Source organism: Variovorax sp. GW821-FHT10D07 (genome assembly GCF_059415325.1).
The window spans coordinates 137,862-153,788 of record NZ_JBWKMZ010000001.1 but is presented as its reverse complement, the minus strand read 5'-3'; the positions used below and the strand labels follow the sequence as shown (position 1 = coordinate 153,788).

Sequence of the window (15,927 nt, the reverse complement as noted above, 5' to 3'; positions counted from 1 at the left end):
CTTGTCCTTCATGGCTCGAGAAAGCCGGTGAATTTTCCGTCCGGGCCGAAGCGCGCGCCACGTCCCCCAGGGCTTTCGTGAACATCCGTTCCGCCGTGGCGATTGGGCTTGTCGACACGCGTGGGAGAGTTGACTATGCCATCGAGTGTCTTCTGTCCTTGAGCATTCTTGTCCGCCGGAGTGCCGCGAGCGGGGTCGAATGCGCTGCCTTGGCGATCGCCGTGCTTTTGCTGAGCGCGGCCGGCTTTGGTCAGGTCGCCGCGATCAGGCTCGCTGCCCGACTCTGCATCGGGTGGAGTCGCTCCCGCCGAGAACATCCGGTCCTTCACCCAATCGATGGCTTGCCCACAGGATCGGGCAATGTCATTCACCGCTTTTCGGCACCCAGCGGACAGCGAGCAGCCAACGCCGAGAACACCTGCGCCAGCAGGCGCCAGAACCTGCACGACCTGCCCACGCGGATCCACAGCGCTCAGCGGATTTCCGCCCACATAGCCGAACCTGCTCCAGCCCCCATCCAACCCGATCGGATCGGGCTGGCTGTATCGTCCCGTTCTGCTGTCGTAGCTGCGGAAGTAGTTGTAGAACAGCCCACTCTCCACATCGGCGTACTGCCCCGGATAGCGCAAGTTGAAAACGACATCGGCTGCGGACGTGCTGCCTGCGGCGGGCACGGTCTCCGGCCCGGTGAACCGTTTCGCGGCTGTCGTTGGCGCCTCTTCACCAAACGCGCTGTAGCGCCATTGCCAGGCCGCCTGGCCATCGGCGGTACTCAACCGCCTGGGCGTGTTCAGATGGTCGCTATGCACCGCATACGTCGCGCCGCTGAGCACCGCCGCTATTGGCACTGGCCCGCTGCCCGTGGGCAGATAGATGTACTGGCTCTGCCCCGCGCTGTTCGTACCGCCGCTGCCCACCTCCGCAATGAGCGTGCCTTGCTCGTCATAGACGTAGGTGTAGCCGAGTTGCTCCGCCTCGCTGGTCGCCGGGCTCCACAGCTTCGTGAAGAAAGCGACCAGGCTGCTCCAGAAGCCGGGATCGGCCTCGTCGCCCTGCATCGGCGGGTACTGCGGTTCGGTCTTGAAGACACGCTGGCCCAGCGCGTTGTGCGCGTAGCGCGTGGTGGGACTGCTGTCGGTGGCGCCCGTGGTGGCCGTGCTCAACCGCCCCTCGGCGTTGTAGCCATAGCTTCGCAGTCCATCGCCCGTGAGATCGCCGTTGGCGTTGTAGCCGTAGCTGACCGTGGTGCTGCTGGTGCCGTTGATGGTCTGGCTGAAGCCCGCGAGGCGGTTGCTGGTGCCGACCACGGTGTAGGTCCGGCCGGTCGTCTGGCCGTTGACCACGCGCGTGCTGCTTGTCCGGTTGCCGTTCGCGTCGTAGCCGAAAGTGGCGGTATTGGCCGCGCCCGTGGAAGCATCGAAGCTGACGATGCGCCCGACGCTGTCGTACCCCACGCTCCAGGTGACGTTGCCGCCGGCGATGGTGTCGTGCGTAGGGTCGGTGTCCGCCGGTCCATACAGGTACTGCGTCAGCCCGGAGATGCGGCCGGCGGCGTCGTACACGTAGCTGGCGGTCTCGGTGGCCGTGAGTCGCCCCGCCGTGTCGTAGCTGCGGCTGGCCGCGAGCTGCGGGCTGCTGGTGGTGAAGGCCCAGGTCCACCCCGTCGCCTGGCCCAATGGATTCCAGGTGATGTTGGTGACCAGTGGATTGCCGTTCCAGCTCAGGCCGTTGATGCGGCCCGTCGCATCGTATTGGTAACCCAGGCTGGCCCCACCGGGGTAGCCAACGCCCGCGAGCGTGCCATTGGGGTTGTAGCTGTAGCTGACCTGCTGGACGCTGCCGTTGGCAAGGGTCTGCTTCTTGAGAAGGACCCGACCGAAGGCATCGCGCGTGTACTCGGTGGTGCCGCTGCGGTCGATGATCTCCGACAGATAGCCCTTGCTGTTGGCCGTCAGGTCATAGCGCAATGTCGTGGTCTTCGCATCGGCGAACACGAGGCTGGTCGGTCGTCCCAGTGCATCGCGCACGATGCTGGTGGCCTGCCCCATCGCATCGGTGATCTGGCTCGGCAGGCCCAGGCTGTCGTACTGGGTGCTGGCGCTGCCGATGTCGGCACTGGCCTCGGCGGTGGCGTTGCCCAGGGCGTCTCGGCCATAGGTCGTCGCGACGCCCTTGAAGTCCTGGGCCGCGGTGATGGCATCGAGCGCGTTGTAGCCCTGCGTCGCCGTGGCGTTGGCGGCATCGGTGATCGTCTTGACGCGGCGCAGTCCATCCAGGCCGTACTGCGTGCTCTGGTTCATCCCGTTGGTTTCGGAGATCAGATCGCCATTGGCGTCATAGCCAAAACTCCTGACTTGGTTCACGCCTTCGGTCAGCGTCGCGACGCGATTGAGCTTGTTGATCGTGCGCACAGCCGTCCATACCACGGCGTTGGCGCTGTTGCGGGTCTGCTCGCTCAATCGATTGCCAGCGGCATCCAGGGTGTAGCTGCTGCTCTCGCCACGGTTGTTGCTCCAGCCCGTCAGGCGCTGCGCCGCGTCGTAGGTATAGCTGGTGACCAGCCCACTCGGGAGCGCGATCGAGGCCAGCGTGCCGGTGGGGTTGTAGGTGAAGTTCGTGGTCTGGCTCGCGACGCCACCCACGGTGCGGGTCAGCAGCCGGTCCCGCGCGTCCCAGGTGAAGCTCGTGACGAGGCCATTGGGCTCGGTCTGGCTCAGGAGCCGGCTCGTGGCATCGTAGGTGTACGTGGTGACGTGACCCAGCGCGTTCGTCGCGGTCAAGGCATTGCCCTGGGTGTCGTAGGTGTACGTGGTGGCGGCACCGTTGGGCGCGGTGCGCGTCTGCACCAGGCTCGCGGACGTGTAGCTCAGTTGGGTGGTACGCGCAGTGCTGCTTCCACCGGCGGTGTCGGTGACCGTCTGCTCGAGCAGCTTGCCGGCGGTGTCATGGAGGTAGGCCGTGGCGCGGCCGGTTTCCGTCACCAGCGTCGGCAGCGGGAGCGAGGCGTTCCAATCCGTCGCGATGGTCCGCTGTTCGGGCGCGCCCGATGCCTCCGTGCGCGAGGACTGCAATCCGCGTGTGTTGTAGGCGAAGGTGGTAACGCTGCCGGTCGCACCGGTCTGCGTGGCCAGCAGGCCCCGCGTGTCGTAGGTGAACGAGGAATTGCTCGCCGGGCATCCCGGCGCGGGCTCGCCCTGGATCTGCGAGATGCGCTTGACGCCATTGACGATCGTGTAGTGATACGTCGTGGCGCGTCCAACCGAATCGGTGACGGTGGTGGTCCCGTTGGCGTTGTAGGCGACCTGGGTCAGGCCTGCATTCCCCGCGTGCGTGGTGCTGATCGCGCGGCCGAGGTTGTCGTAGGCGTAGGTCGCGAAGCGGGTGTTCGACTCGTCGGTGATGCCCGTGAGGAAGCGCGGATACGTTGCGTTCTCGTAGTGGTACGTGCGGGCGGTCACGCTCGCGCCCGCGGTCTTGGTCGCCGTGAGCAGCCGGAACGACGTGTCGTACCCATAGGCCACGCTGAAGTTGGGTGTGGTCAGCGAACGCGGCTGGAACTGGCTGTCCTCCGTGAAGCTCAGGCTGTTGCCGAAGCCATCGGCCACGCTCACCGTTCCGTTGGTGCCGTATGTCAGCGTGTGCTGCCAGCCATAGGGGTGCGTCTGCTTGGTCAGGCGGCCGGCCGCATTGAACTCGTACTGCGTGTTGTCGACATCGACGTAGCGCCAGCCGGTACCGTTCTGCGACAGCGTACCGAGCTCGTCCGGATCCGGTGTCACCGTGGCGCCGCTGCGTGCGAAGGGCGACTCGCGGCCATTGGCATGGATGAGCACGACCTCGGAGGCGGTCACCCGCAGCCGGGTGGCATAGCTGTGGCGCCAGTACCCGTCGGCGCTGTTGAAGATGCGCGCGAACCGGAGCGGATAGTGCGTGGAGACGCTGAGGAAGTCCTCCTCCTCCTGCACCTTGTTGCCGAGCGCGAAGTTGATCGGGTTGCCGGTGCACGATTGCGGACCGTTGCGCTCGGTGCCGTCGCCCTTGTTCTTTCGCGGGATCAGGTCGGTCGTGTCGTAGTAGACCGTCATGAAGTCCGACGCGCTGCATCCGCCGACGCTGCCCGAAACGGCGAGGTAGTTCGCGCCGGGACGCAGGGTGACCGGAACACCTCGCGACTGGAGGAAGGACACCACGGCGGTGAACGAGCCCGACTGGCTGAAGAAAGTCGTTCCGTTGAGCGTCGCGCTCACGGTGCCGGCATCGCCCGTGGTGGCATCGCCGCCGCCCGAACCGAAGACGGTGATGTTGGGCGACGTGACCTTGGCGCCCTTGCTCGGCGAGGTGAAGTTCAGCGAACACGCCTGAGCCCAACCGAACGCGCCCATCAGCGTGAGGGCCAACAGCCCGCGCAAGGCAATTCGGTTGCGCTTGGCAACACGATCGAATGACATGGCTTGATCCCTCTAAATCTTTTGAATTAGTCGAATTACCCAATCAGGCAATCTCGAAATCAAGCGTAACTACATGTCTCACACAGTAATTTGAATGTCCTTCTCAATGTCGAGTGAATGTGCGCCAAAGTAATTAGCGAACATCGAATCTCACGCAATTTCGACTCGAAAGTGTTTATTCGAGGCGAGTCGCGCACACCGTCTCGCTCAAGGCGGCAACACCAACGGCCCGCAATCCGAATCCGCGATGAAGGTCGCGATCAGCGACGCCGGCTTCACCGGATCGGGGTTCTCCGCGAACAGATGCAGCGCACGCGGCGGCTCGAACCAGGTCTGGCCGGCCTGGTAGTCGATCGCGGGACCACCCGCCATCTGCGAGCGCACGGTGCCGCTGACCACCACGGCCTGCACCGAGCCCGGGTGCCGGTGCGCGGGGGTGTAGGCCAGCGGCGGGAACTCGACCATGGCGGTGGTGATGGACTTGCCCGGCACGTTCGGCAGCGGCTCGCACGACAGCGGCCGCACGGTCGTCTGCGGGCGCGCGGCGCTGCCCTCGGGCGCGGGTGCCGAGGCGAACATCGGGCGCGTCACGCTGCTGCAGAGGTCGTCGAGCCACGCGACGGTTGCCTGCCTGCCCGCATGCGGCATCAACGCCCATGCGGCCGCGCCGAGGGCGAGCCCCGCGAGCGACAGCGCGACCGCATGTCGCGGCGCGCGCGACGATAGGCGGGCCGCGCTGCTCACGACCTCGCCTCCGCGCCCAGCCTCATCGACGGCGTCCAGCCGAGCAGCCGCTGCGCCTTGCCGCTGTCGACCTCGGGGTTGTCCTCGGTGACGTTGAAGACGCCACCGGCCGAATGGCGCCAGGCCAGCAGCGCGGCCCAAGCGGCCGCTTCGACATGCACGGGGCTCGCGCCCTTGGGCTCGTCGGCGCCGGTGCCCGGGCCGTAGAGCTGGCCATAGCGCAGCACGGTGCCGGTGATGCCGGGTGCGTGAAGCACGGCCTGCTCGAGTGCCACCACGCCGCCCACGCTGATGCGGCGCGCGCCTTCGGCCTCGGTGTCGAGCGGCTGCGCTTCCGCATGCGGCTTGGGTCCCGGCGCGTAGGCCCAGGCGATGCTCTGCGCCACCATGCGCACCGCGCCGGCGGCGCGCGCGGCCTCGACCAGGTTGCGCGTGCCTTCGGTACGCACGCGGGCGTTGCGCGCCGTGGCCTCGGCCATGCGCGCGGGATCGAGGCCGCGCGGCAGGTCGGTGAGCTGGTGGATCACGCCGTGCGGCGCGATGCGCACCAGCGCGGCCTTCAGCGCTTGCGCATCGAACACGTCGACCAGCACCGGCGTCACGCCCTGGGCCTCGAGCGCCGCGGCGCGCTCGGGCTGGCGGGTGCTGCCGTGGACTTCGTAGCCGGCCTCGCGCAGCAGCGGGATCAGGGCCGAGCCGATGGCGCCGGTGGCGCCGGCCAGGAAAATTCTTTCGCTCATGGCGTTCTTTCTCGGATGCGGATGCTTTGGAGCCTCCAGCTTAGGCAGCCGATGGTCCGGCGCACAGTGCCAAGAATCGGTGGATCGGATGGACCATCGCGGCCCATCGCGACGGCGCGTTCAGCCTTGCCGCACCAGCGCCAGCAAGCGCGCGCAGGTCTCGGCCGCGATCTCCACGCGCAGGTCCGCCACGCCGAGCAGCAGCCCCGTGTTCTCGGGCCCGGGCTGCGCGTACCACGGCGACAGCGGCACCGGCGTCAGGCCGTGCGCCGCGAGCGATTGCGCCAGCGCCAGGTCCGACACGCCCGGTGCGAGGCGCAGCAGCACGGTCAGGCCCGCGGCGATGTAGGTGGCCGATGCCGCATCGAGGCAGGCGACCAGTGCCGCGCGCCGCTGCGCATAGACCTGCCGGGTGCGGCGCAGGTGGCGCAGGAAATGGCCGTCGCGCAGGAAGGCCGCCACCGCCAGTTGCACCAGCGGCGCCGGCGCCGGCGGCACCACCGCCGCATGGCGCGCGAAGCGCTCGACCTGGTCCGCCGGCACGACCAGGAAGCCGAGCCGCAGCATCGGGCTGATGGTCTTGCTGAAGGTGCCCACGTGCAGCACGCGCGCGCCGTCGCCGGCGGCCACGAGCGAGGGCGCGGCGCGGGCGCCGAGCTGCAGCTCGCCGAGGTAGTCGTCCTCCACCACCCAGGCCCGCGCGCGCTCGGCCCAGGCGAGGATCGCCTGCCGCCGCCGCGCCGACAGCGCCACGCCGAGCGGTGCCTGCTGCCCCGCGGTGACGACGGCCAGCGCCGCATCGGGCGCGCGTGCCACGCCCTCGTCGACCACCAGGCCTTCGGCATCGACCGGTACGGGCACCGGCTCGACGCCGAGCGCATGCAGGCAGCGACGCGTGGTGGGATAGCCGGGGTCCTCGGTCCAGGCCGAGCTGCCGCGCAGCCCGAGCGCCTGCACCGCGAGCGAGAGCGAACCCGCGTAGCCGGTGGTGACGAAGACCTGCGCTGCCGTGCACGGCAGCCCGCGCGCAAGCGAGAGGTAGGCCGCGATCTCGCTGCGCAGCGCGAGCTCGCCGCGCGGATCGGGATTGATCTGCCGCGCATGCGAGGTGGCGCGCACCGCGCCCGTCATGATGCGCGCCCAGACCTTGGCGGGGAACAGGTCCTGCGCCGGGTTCGCCATCTGGAAGATGCCCGAGCGGCCGGGAAAGCTAGGGATGGTGCCGACGGGCGCAGATGGAACCGCCACGGCCTCGCGCGGGCGCGACGACGGCGGCAGGTGCTCGGCGACGAAGGTGCCGGCCGCGCCCAGCGAGACGATCAGCTGCGCATCGAGCAGCCGCTCGTAGGCCGCGCTCACCGTGCCGCGCGCCACGCCGAGCTGCGAGGCCAGGTCGCGCCACGACGGCAGGCGCGCGCGCGGCGCGAGGCGGCCTTCTCGGATGGCGGCGCGCAGGCCCGCGGCGATCTGTTCGCTGACCGGCTCGCGGGCCGCGCGGTCGATTCGTATCTGCAGCTTCGACATGGGCGGATGTTAAGCAGGTGGCCTTGCGGCCGCTGCGTGCATCGGCGCGCCGCGACAATGGCCACTGCTCCATGACGCCTCCCAGCCTGCTCACCGCCCTGCTGCCCCTGATGGCCGACCTGGCCCAGGACCTGCCCGAGGCCGAACGCCATCGCCGCCTGCTCCAGGCCCTGCGCGCCCTGCTGCCCTGCGACGCCACCGCGATGCTGCGGCTCGACGGCGACTGGCTGGTGCCGCTGGCCGTCGACGGCCTCGGCCGCGACACGCTGGGCCGGCGCTTTCGCGCGAGCGAGCATCCGCGCTTCGCCCAGTTGCTCGAGGCACCCGGCCCCGTGCGCTTCGCGGCCAACTGCGGCCTGCCCGATCCCTTCGATGGACTGGTCGAGGGCGTGCAGGGCCATCTGCCGGTGCACGACTGCATGGGCTGCGCGCTGCGCGTCGACGGCCGGCCCTGGGGGCTGCTCACGCTCGATGCGCTCGAGATCGGCCGCTTCTCGCGCGTCGAGCTCGATGTGCTGCAGGCCTTCGCGAGCCTCGCGGCCGCCACCGTGGTGGTGGCCGCGCGCATGGACGGCCTGGCCGCGCGCGTGGAAGACGAACGGCTGCGCGCCGACAGCTATGCGCGCGCGGGCGGCCAGGCGCCGCGTCAGCTGATCGGCCATGGCGCCGCGCACAAGCGGCTGCTCAGGGAGATCGCGCTCGCGGGCCCGAGCGAACTCTGCGTGCTGATCCAGGGCGAGACCGGCGTGGGCAAGGAACTGGTGGCGCAGGCGCTGCATGCGGCCTCGCCGCGCGCGAAGCGGCCGCTGGTCAGCATCAACTGCGCGGCCCTGCCCGACAACCTGGTCGAGAGCGAGCTCTTCGGCCATGTGCGCGGCGCCTTCACGGGCGCGGTGACCGATCGCCGCGGCAAGTTCGAGCTCGCCGACGGCGGCACGCTGTTCCTCGACGAGGTGGCCGAGCTGCCGTTGCCCGTGCAGGCCAAGCTGCTGCGCGCGCTGCAGAACGGCCAGATCCAGCGCCTGGGCTCCGACCGCGAGCACCGCGTGGACGTGCGCGTGATCGCCGCGAGCAACCGCAACCTGGCCGAGGAGGTGCGCGCGGGCCGCTTGCGCGCGGACTTCTACCACCGGCTCAGCGTCTACCCGCTGCAGGTGCCGCCGCTGCGCGAGCGCGGGCGCGACGTGCTGCCGATCGGCGGCTTCTTTCTCGAGGAGGCGCGCGTGCGCATGGGCCTGGGCGGCGTGCGGCTCGACGCGGGCGCGCAGGCCGCGCTGCTGGCCTACGACTGGCCCGGCAACGTGCGCGAGCTCGAACACCTGCTGGGCCGCAGCGTGCTCAAGGCGCTGGGCCGGCATGCGCAGCGCCCGCGCATCCTCACGCTGAGCGCCGAGGACCTCGGGCTCGCCAGCCCGGCCGCTGCCCCGCCGAAGATCGAGCCCGCGGCCGCGAGCCCCGGCGGCGCCGCGGTCAACGCACAGGCCGGCCTGCGCGAGGCCGTGGCGCAGTTCGAGCGAACGGTGGTGGAGCAGGCGCTCAAGCGCCACGGCTTCAGTTGGGCCGCCGCGGCGCGCGCCTTGCAGGTCGACCCGGCCAACCTCGCGCGTACCGCGAAGCGGCTGGGCGTGGCGCGCCGCTGACCGCGGCGCGATTCACTCGAGCGCCGAAGCCGGCCCGAAGAACTCGAAGCGCGACTGCGCATCGGGCACGCCCCATGCGCGCAACTCGCGCCGCACCTGCTGCATGAAGGGCTTGGGCCCGAGGAAATAGGCATCGACATCGCGCGTGTGCGCGGGCAGCCAGGCCGCGAGCTTCTCGCGGTCGAGCCGGCCGACCGCATGCGGGCGCGCGGCATCGCTCGCGTCGCTCTCGTCGTAGCAATAGAAGCGGCTCAACCCCGGATGCCGCGCCGCCATGCCGTCGATGTGCTCGCGAAACGCATGCACCGCGCCATTGCGCGCGCAGTGGATGAACACTACCTCGCGCTGCGTGGCCAGTGCCTGCTCGAGCATCGCGAGCGTGGGCGTGATGCCCACGCCGCCGCTGATCAGCACCAGCGGCCGCGCGCTCTCGGCCAGCGTGAACTCGCCCGAAGGCGGCAGCAGCTGCAGCGTGTCGCCCTCGTGCACCTGATCGTGCAGGTGGTTCGAGGCCACGCCGCCGGGCTCGCGCTTCACGCTGATTCGATAGCTGCGGCCGTTCGGCGCGGCCGACAGCGAATAGTTGCGGCGGATGTCCTTGCCCTCGACCCGCAGGCACAGGCCGATGTACTGGCCGGGCGCGAAGTCCATCAACGGCCCGCCATCGGCCGGTGCCAGGTGGAACGAGACGATCTCCGCGCTCTCGGCCTGCTTGCGCGCCACCTTGAACGCGCGCATGCCGCGCCAGCCGCCCGGCGCCGCGGCCTGCGCGTCGTACAGCTGCTTCTCGGCGCCGATGAGGATGTCGGCGAGCTGCCCATAGGCGGCGGCCCAGGCATCGATCACCGCGTCGGTCGCGACCTCGGCGCCGAGCACGTCGCGGATGGCGCGCAGCAGGCAGCCGCCGACGATCGGGTAGTGCTCGGGCATCACCTGCAGCGCCACGTGCTTGTTGACGATCTGCGTCGCGAGCGGACCCATGGCCTCGAGGCGGTCGATGTTCTTCGCGTACATCAGCACGCCGTTGGCCAGCGCGCGCGGCTGGTCGCCCCTGGCCTGGTGGGTCTCGTTGAAGAAGGGCCGCACCTCGGGATGCTCGGCCAGCAGCATCCGGTAGAAGTGGGTGGTGAGCGCCTCGCCGCCCTGTTCGAGCAGGGGCACGGTGGACGAAACGATGGCGCGCTGGGTGGCGGTGAGCATGGGACCTCGGGGTGGTGTTGAAAGATGGGGCTTTCAACGCAACCGGTGTGCCATGGGGAAGGGCCTTTCAAATCAACGGGTTAGCGGCTTTCATGTCGAATCGACCGCTCAATATTTCGAGTCGATCCGACTGCCCGTGTCCAATCGACTGGGGGCATCTTCTGCTCGATGCCCGTGCCGCAGCGCTATCCCTTCTTCCGCGGCCGCCCGCGCCCGCCGCCCTTCGTCTGGGGCGCCGGAACCGCCGCGGCCTCGGCTTCCAGGCCGGTGCCCGCCGACGCCGACGCATAGCGCGCCAGCACGTCCCGGATGTCCACGCCCGCGCGAATCGGCGGCAGCGCGCGGTCGGCCACCGCTTCGAGGTGCCGCTGCATCACGTCGGCGGCCGTTGCGAAATCGCCCTTGGCCAGGGCATCGACGATCTCCGCATGCTCGGTCACGGCGCATTCGCTGGAATGCGGCCGGCCATAGGTCGCGAGGATCAGCGAGCAACGCGAGACCACCTCGCGCACATAGCGCTCGAGCAGCTGGTTGCCCGTCATCGCGGCGAGCTGCAGATGGAACTCGCCGGCCAGGCGCATCGAACGCACGGCGTCGCGCCCCGAGGCCTGCTGCTCCTTGACGACGTGCGAGCGCAGCGTGGACTCGTGCGCCGCCGAGAGCTTGCCCGACAGCGTCTGCACCACCGTGCGCTCGAGCCCGTTGCGCACCTGGAAGATCTCGCGGCCCTCCTCGAGGCTCGGGTTGGCCACGAAGGCGCCGCGGTTGGGCTTGAGCTCGACCAGGCCTTCCACCGCGAGCCGGCCCAGCGCCTCGCGCGCGATGGTGCGGCTGGCGCCGAAGCTCTCGCCGATCGCGTCCTCGGGCAGGCGCGCGCCGGGCTGGAGGCTCTGCTCGATGATGGCCAGCCGCAGGGCCTCGTGCACGGTCTCGGTCCGCGTACGGCCGAGCTTGTCGTCGGGGGCGGTGGCGTTGCTCGGCGGGCGTCTGGAGGGTGGCACGGGGCTCGGTGTCGCGTGGCGAAAGGATCGGGAAGCGCGATTATTGCGCCCGCGGCCGTGCCGGTGCCCCGCTCAACGGGAGGGTGGCGGCAGCTTGCGCGGGGCCGCCCAGGCCTCGAGGATCTCGATCGCATCCCACGGCAGGTGCTGCTCGGCGGGCGTCAGGCCTTCGGCGAGCGTGGCACCGGCCACGCGGCGCAGCTCGTCCACGTCGATGGGATGGCGTGCCGCCACGGGCAGGCCCTCGAAGGCCGCGCCCGATTGCACGAGCGTGGCGGCATGAAACAACCGGCGGATGCCCGCCACGCGCATCGCGGCCACGCACATCGCGCATGGCTCGCACGACGAATACAGCTCGCAGTCCGACAGGTCGACGCGCCGCAGCCGCCGGCAGGCATCGCGGATGGCCTCGACCTCGCCATGCGAGGTCGGGTCGAAGTGCGCGACCGAGTGGTTGAAGCCTTCGCCGACCACCTGGCCGTCCTTCACGATCACCGCACCGAAAGGCTCGGTGCCGGGTTTGGCGAGTGCCTGCGCGGACAAGGCCAGCGCCTGGCGCATGAATCTCTCTTCGTACATGTGTGCTGCTCCAAGGTTGATAGGTCGTCAGGCGTTGCGCGGCAACAGCCACGCATGTCTGGGGTCCCAATGCAGGCCCACGCGCCGGCCCGGCGCGAGCTCGAGCGACTCGATCTCGTGCTGCTGCTTCTGGACCCGGAACTCGTGCCCGCCCGGCAGTTCGATGAAGACCGTCTGCGTGGAGCCGACGAACTCCAGGCCCAGCACGGCGCCCTCGAGGCGCGAAGCCCCCGCAGGCGCCTCGGCTTCCGAGGGCCTGAGCGACACGCGGTCGGCCGCCACCACGAAGCTCACGTCGGCGCCCCGGTCCAGCGCGCGCCGCGCCGGCACCGCGAAGCTGCCGAGCGCGCCATCGACGCGCGCCCAACCTTCGGCGTCGAGCGCGCCCACCGTGCCGGTCAGCAGGTTGTTGGTGCCGATGAAGTCGGCCACGAAGGGGTTCACCGGCGCGCGGTAGACGTCCTGCGGCGCGCCCACCTGCTGGATGCGACCCTCGTTCATGATCACGATCCGGTCGGCCAGCGCGAAGGCCTCCGACTGCGCATGCGTCACGTAGACGAAGGTGATGCGCAGCTCGCGGTGCAGCCGCGCGAGCTCGGTCTGCATGCGCACGCGCAGGTGCGCGTCGAGGGCGCTCAGCGGTTCGTCGAGCAGCAGGATCGAGGGCTCGGTGACCAGCGCCCGCGCGATGGCCACGCGCTGACGCTGGCCGCCCGAGAGCTGCGCGATCTGCCGGTCGCCCATGCCGGCGAGCCCCATGCGACCGAGCCAGTCGAGCGCGCGCTGGCGCCGCGCCTCGGCGCCCAGTCCCTTCATGCGCAGCGGAAACTCCACGTTCTGGGCCACCGTGAGAAAGGGGAACAGCGCCAGGCTCTGCCACACCATCGGCGTGTCGCGCTGGTAGGCCGGCACGTCGCGCATGCTGCGCCCGCCGATCAGGATGTCGCCGGACGTGGGCTGGTCCAGCCCGGCCAGCAGCCGCAAGGTGGTGGACTTGCCGCAGCCCGAGGGCCCCATGATGGCGACGAACTCGCCGGCCGCGATGTCGAGGTCGATGCCGCGCACGGCGTGGTGGCCCGCGAAGCGCTTGTCGAGCGCGCGCAGCGAAACATAAGTGTCGTTGTTCATCTTGGTCTCACTCGGTTGCGATGCGTGCGGCCGGTCGTCCGGCCCGCACGCCCATGAAGCGCTGCGCGAGCAGCACCAGCGCCACGCTGACCGCCAGCACCACGGTGCCGATGGCGTTGATCTTCGGACTCACCTGGCCCTGCAGCAGGTTGAGGATGCGCACCGGCAAGGTCTCGTGCACGCCGCCGACGAACCAGGCGATCATGAATTCGTCGAACGAGACCGCCGCCGCGAGGAAGAAGGAAGCGATCAGCGACGACCGGCAGAACGGGATCACGACGCGCACCAGCCCCGTGGCCGGCGACGCACCCATGTTCCAGGCCGCCTGCTCCATGTCGGGCCCCAGTTCGCCGAGGCGCAGGCGGATGATCGCCATCGAGAACGAGGTCGCGATCGCCACGTGGCAGGCGACGATGGCCTCGAGCCGGCCGAACAGGCCGATGCGCGACAGGAAGGCCAGCATCGCCATGCCGAGGATGGTGGCCGGCACGGCCGGCGGAATGGCCACCAGCATCGCGAAGGCCGCCTTGCCGCGGTAGCGATAGCGGTGGTCGAGGTAGGCGGCCGCGAAGCCGAGCACGGTCGAGAGCACCGCGGTGCCCAGCGCGACCACCAGCGTGTTGACGAAGGCGTCGCGCACCATCTCGTCGTCGAGGATCGCGCGCTGCCACTGCAGGCTGAAGCCGCCCCACGGGATCGTGGGATAGCGGTTCGCGTCGAACGAGAACACGACGATGACCAGCATCGGCGCCGCGATGAAGGCGAACAGCAGGGCCAGCCAGGCGTACTGGGCGGCGCGCGAGATCTTCCTGGCGCGCGCGTGGTCGATGCCGGTCATGCCGCACTCCTCGCGCCCAGGCGCCGGGCCAGCCCCAGCACGAGGCCGAGCAGCGCCAGCATGCAGACGCCGATCACCGAAGCCCTCGGCCATTGCGACCCCGACTTGACGGTGTCGACGATCAGGATCGACAGGGTCGGCGGATTGCTGCCCGTCATGAACACCGGGCTCACGTAGTCACCGAAGGCCAGCAGGAAGGTGGTCGAGCCCGCGAGCACCAGCGCCGGGCGGATGGCCGGCAGCAGCACGTGACCCACCACGCGCAGCCGCCTGCAGCCGAGGTTTTCGGCGGCCTCGACCAGCGAGGCATCCACGCCGCCGAGCGCGAACACCAGGATCAGCACCGCAACCGGCAGGCTCAGCGTCAGCAGGCCGATCTGCAGCGACAGCGCGCCACCCAGCAAGGGCAGCGCAGGCACGCCGAACGCGCCCAGCAGCGTGTTCGCGAGCCCCTCGGGGCTCAGCACGATCTGCCATGCATAGATGCGCAGGATGTAGCTCGAGAACACCGGCACCAGCAGCGCCGCGATCGCGGCATCGCGCCAGCGCGCGGGCAGCCGGAACGCGATCGTGTAGGCAGCCGGGAATGCGATCGCCAGCGCGAGCATCGTGGCCGTGGCCGAGACCGCGAGACTGTGCAACGCGGCCTGGTGGAAGCTCGATGCGCCGAGGATGCGCGTCCAGTTGTCGAGCGACAGCGCCGGCTGCAGCTTGAAGGAGCGCACCTGCCAGAAGGTGACGACCACGAGGAACAGCAGCGGCGCCGCGAAGAAGACGAGCTGCCACAGCAGCACGGGCAGGCCGAGCAGCACCGGCACCGTCCTGGGCGAGGGACCGCGGCGCGCGCTCGCACGGCCTCTGGCGGGCACGGGAGCGATCGCCATCGATGGCGTGGAGGAGGCGTTCATGGTGCGCGCGCTCAGAGGCTCTTGAACTGGCTCCACGCGTCGTTCCAGTCCTCGATCGACTGCTTCGAGGGCAGCTGGCGGAACTGGATCTTCTTGGCCTTGTACTCGTCCATCACGTTCGGCCCCTTGAGCGTCATGCGCAGGATCTCGGCCTCCTTCGGCTTGGTCTCGTTGAGCAGCTTCCAGCCGGCCATCGAGGGAATGCTCTTCTTGTTGTCGGCCTTGGTGGCCATGCGCACCTGGCCTTCGGGCGAGGTCGTGTACTGGATGAACTTGCGCGCGAGGTCGCGCTTGGGCGTGCCCTTGACGATCGACAGCGACTCGGTCCACTGCAGCCCGCCCTCCTCCGGGATGATGGTGTCGACCGGCACGCCGTTCTGGCGCAGCCCGAGCGTGATCCATTCGCCGATGCCGGGCACGAGCTGGGCGCGGCCATTGGTCATCGACGAGAAGATGTCGGCGATGGTGTAGAAGCCCGAGGCCTGCGGCTTGAGGCTGAAGAGCTTCTTCTTCACGGCCTCGAAGCGCGCCTTGTCGATGTCGAAGGGCGGGCGGTTGCCGTTGGCCAGGCTGATCGAGCCCATCGACGGCAGGTACCAGTCGAACAGGCCGACCTTGCCCTTGGCCTTCTCGCTCCACAGCGCCGCATAGGAGGCCACCTCCCTGGGCGTGAAGGCCTTGGTGTTGTACGACAGGCCCAGGTAGCCGAAGTCCGTCATGACGCCGTAGAGCTTGCCGTCGAACCAGTGCAGCGGGAATTTCTGGAACTCGGGCCAGTAGTCCTTGAGCGGATAGTCGGCGGGATCGAGCGCCTCGATGAAGTCGGCCTCGTGCAGCAGGTGCATGTACTCGGCGTCCGCGAGCACGACGTCGAAGCTGCCGGGCGGCGACTGGTTGATGACGGCCATCATCTGGTCGCCGCCCACGTATTCCTTGATGCGCACCTTCACGCCATGGGCCTTCTCGAAAGCCTCGATCAGGTAGGGATCGGCATTGCCGGGCCAGGAGAGATAGTTCAGCACCTGGGGCGACGCCGCATCGGCCGGGGTCCAGGCCGCGCCGGCGGCCGCGGCGCCGGCGGCAAGGCCGGCTTGCAGGAAGGTGCGACGGCTGAGATCGCGCGGGGGCGGAAGCGGGGCAGCGGACATGACGACTCCTTCAGAAAGGGTGGAACACG

General features: G+C 69.5%; 12 protein-coding genes. 1 reads left to right on the top strand and 11 read right to left on the bottom strand.

The annotated features are described in order from the left end of the window. Positions 1-8: 8 nt before the first annotated feature. From AC07PU_RS00630 to pdxR, 4 genes are all read right to left on the bottom strand, one after another. Positions 9-4,448, bottom strand: a complete 4,440-nt coding sequence (locus AC07PU_RS00630) for an RHS repeat-associated core domain-containing protein (protein WP_495314352.1) — start codon at positions 4,446-4,448, stop codon at positions 9-11. Between the two features lie 207 nt (positions 4,449-4,655). Next, on the bottom strand, positions 4,656-5,192 hold the full coding sequence (locus tag AC07PU_RS00625) for a cupin domain-containing protein (RefSeq protein ID WP_495314350.1): 537 nt from the start codon (positions 5,190-5,192) through the stop codon (positions 4,656-4,658). After that, positions 5,189-5,932, bottom strand: coding sequence for an NAD-dependent epimerase/dehydratase family protein (locus tag AC07PU_RS00620; protein WP_495314348.1), 744 nt, complete (start codon positions 5,930-5,932; stop codon positions 5,189-5,191). Before AC07PU_RS00620 ends, AC07PU_RS00625 begins: the two co-directional genes overlap by 4 nt. A 120-nt stretch (positions 5,933-6,052) precedes the next feature. Continuing rightward, positions 6,053-7,456, bottom strand: coding sequence for a MocR-like pyridoxine biosynthesis transcription factor PdxR (pdxR, locus tag AC07PU_RS00615; RefSeq protein ID WP_495314346.1), 1,404 nt, complete (start codon positions 7,454-7,456; stop codon positions 6,053-6,055). 71 nt (positions 7,457-7,527) lie between these two features. On the opposite strand from pdxR, the gene norR reads away from it, so the two are divergent. Beyond that, positions 7,528-9,096: a nitric oxide reductase transcriptional regulator NorR gene (gene norR / locus AC07PU_RS00610; RefSeq protein WP_495314344.1), complete on the top strand. Its 1,569-nt coding sequence runs from the start codon at positions 7,528-7,530 to the stop codon at positions 9,094-9,096. A 12-nt stretch (positions 9,097-9,108) separates the two neighbouring features. Here the strand turns inward: norR and hmpA are convergent, their stop codons facing one another. From hmpA to AC07PU_RS00575, 7 genes are all read right to left on the bottom strand, one after another. Then, a complete protein-coding gene (gene hmpA / locus AC07PU_RS00605) occupies positions 9,109-10,296 on the bottom strand; it encodes an NO-inducible flavohemoprotein (protein WP_495314342.1) in 1,188 nt (395 codons plus the stop codon). Positions 10,297-10,481: 185 nt separating this feature from the next. Next, positions 10,482-11,297, bottom strand: coding sequence for a GntR family transcriptional regulator (locus AC07PU_RS00600; protein WP_495314340.1), 816 nt, complete (start codon positions 11,295-11,297; stop codon positions 10,482-10,484). Positions 11,298-11,369: 72 nt separating this feature from the next. Then, positions 11,370-11,876 (bottom strand): nucleoside deaminase, encoded by a 507-nt coding sequence (locus tag AC07PU_RS00595; RefSeq protein WP_495314338.1) that lies wholly within the window; start codon positions 11,874-11,876, stop codon positions 11,370-11,372. Positions 11,877-11,903: 27 nt separating this feature from the next. Next, on the bottom strand, positions 11,904-13,004 hold the full coding sequence (locus AC07PU_RS00590; protein WP_495314336.1) for an ABC transporter ATP-binding protein: 1,101 nt from the start codon (positions 13,002-13,004) through the stop codon (positions 11,904-11,906). A gap of 7 nt (positions 13,005-13,011) precedes the next feature. Further along, positions 13,012-13,842: an ABC transporter permease gene (locus tag AC07PU_RS00585; protein ID WP_495314334.1), complete on the bottom strand. Its 831-nt coding sequence runs from the start codon at positions 13,840-13,842 to the stop codon at positions 13,012-13,014. Beyond that, positions 13,839-14,750, bottom strand: a complete 912-nt coding sequence (locus tag AC07PU_RS00580; protein WP_495314332.1) for an ABC transporter permease — start codon at positions 14,748-14,750, stop codon at positions 13,839-13,841. The genes AC07PU_RS00585 and AC07PU_RS00580 overlap by 4 nt, the downstream gene beginning before the upstream one ends. Before the next feature lie 11 nt (positions 14,751-14,761). After that, positions 14,762-15,898, bottom strand: a complete 1,137-nt coding sequence (locus AC07PU_RS00575) for an ABC transporter substrate-binding protein (RefSeq protein ID WP_495314329.1) — start codon at positions 15,896-15,898, stop codon at positions 14,762-14,764. Positions 15,899-15,927: the final 29 nt, after the last annotated feature.

What these genes read in the sequence shown, in the direction of transcription:
- AC07PU_RS00575 (WP_495314329.1), bottom strand. Translation starts at nt 15,898, where the DNA reads ATGTCCGCTGCCCCGCTTCCGCCCCCGCGCGATCTCAGCCGTCGCACC.
- AC07PU_RS00580 (WP_495314332.1), bottom strand. Translation starts at nt 14,750, where the DNA reads ATGAACGCCTCCTCCACGCCATCGATGGCGATCGCTCCCGTGCCCGCC.
- pdxR (WP_495314346.1), bottom strand. Translation starts at nt 7,456, where the DNA reads ATGTCGAAGCTGCAGATACGAATCGACCGCGCGGCCCGCGAGCCGGTC.
- norR (WP_495314344.1), top strand. Translation starts at nt 7,528, where the DNA reads ATGACGCCTCCCAGCCTGCTCACCGCCCTGCTGCCCCTGATGGCCGAC.
- AC07PU_RS00590 (WP_495314336.1), bottom strand. Translation starts at nt 13,004, where the DNA reads ATGAACAACGACACTTATGTTTCGCTGCGCGCGCTCGACAAGCGCTTC.
- AC07PU_RS00620 (WP_495314348.1), bottom strand. Translation starts at nt 5,932, where the DNA reads ATGAGCGAAAGAATTTTCCTGGCCGGCGCCACCGGCGCCATCGGCTCG.
- AC07PU_RS00585 (WP_495314334.1), bottom strand. Translation starts at nt 13,842, where the DNA reads ATGACCGGCATCGACCACGCGCGCGCCAGGAAGATCTCGCGCGCCGCC.
- AC07PU_RS00630 (WP_495314352.1), bottom strand. Translation starts at nt 4,448, where the DNA reads ATGTCATTCGATCGTGTTGCCAAGCGCAACCGAATTGCCTTGCGCGGG.
- hmpA (WP_495314342.1), bottom strand. Translation starts at nt 10,296, where the DNA reads ATGCTCACCGCCACCCAGCGCGCCATCGTTTCGTCCACCGTGCCCCTG.
- AC07PU_RS00595 (WP_495314338.1), bottom strand. Translation starts at nt 11,876, where the DNA reads ATGTACGAAGAGAGATTCATGCGCCAGGCGCTGGCCTTGTCCGCGCAG.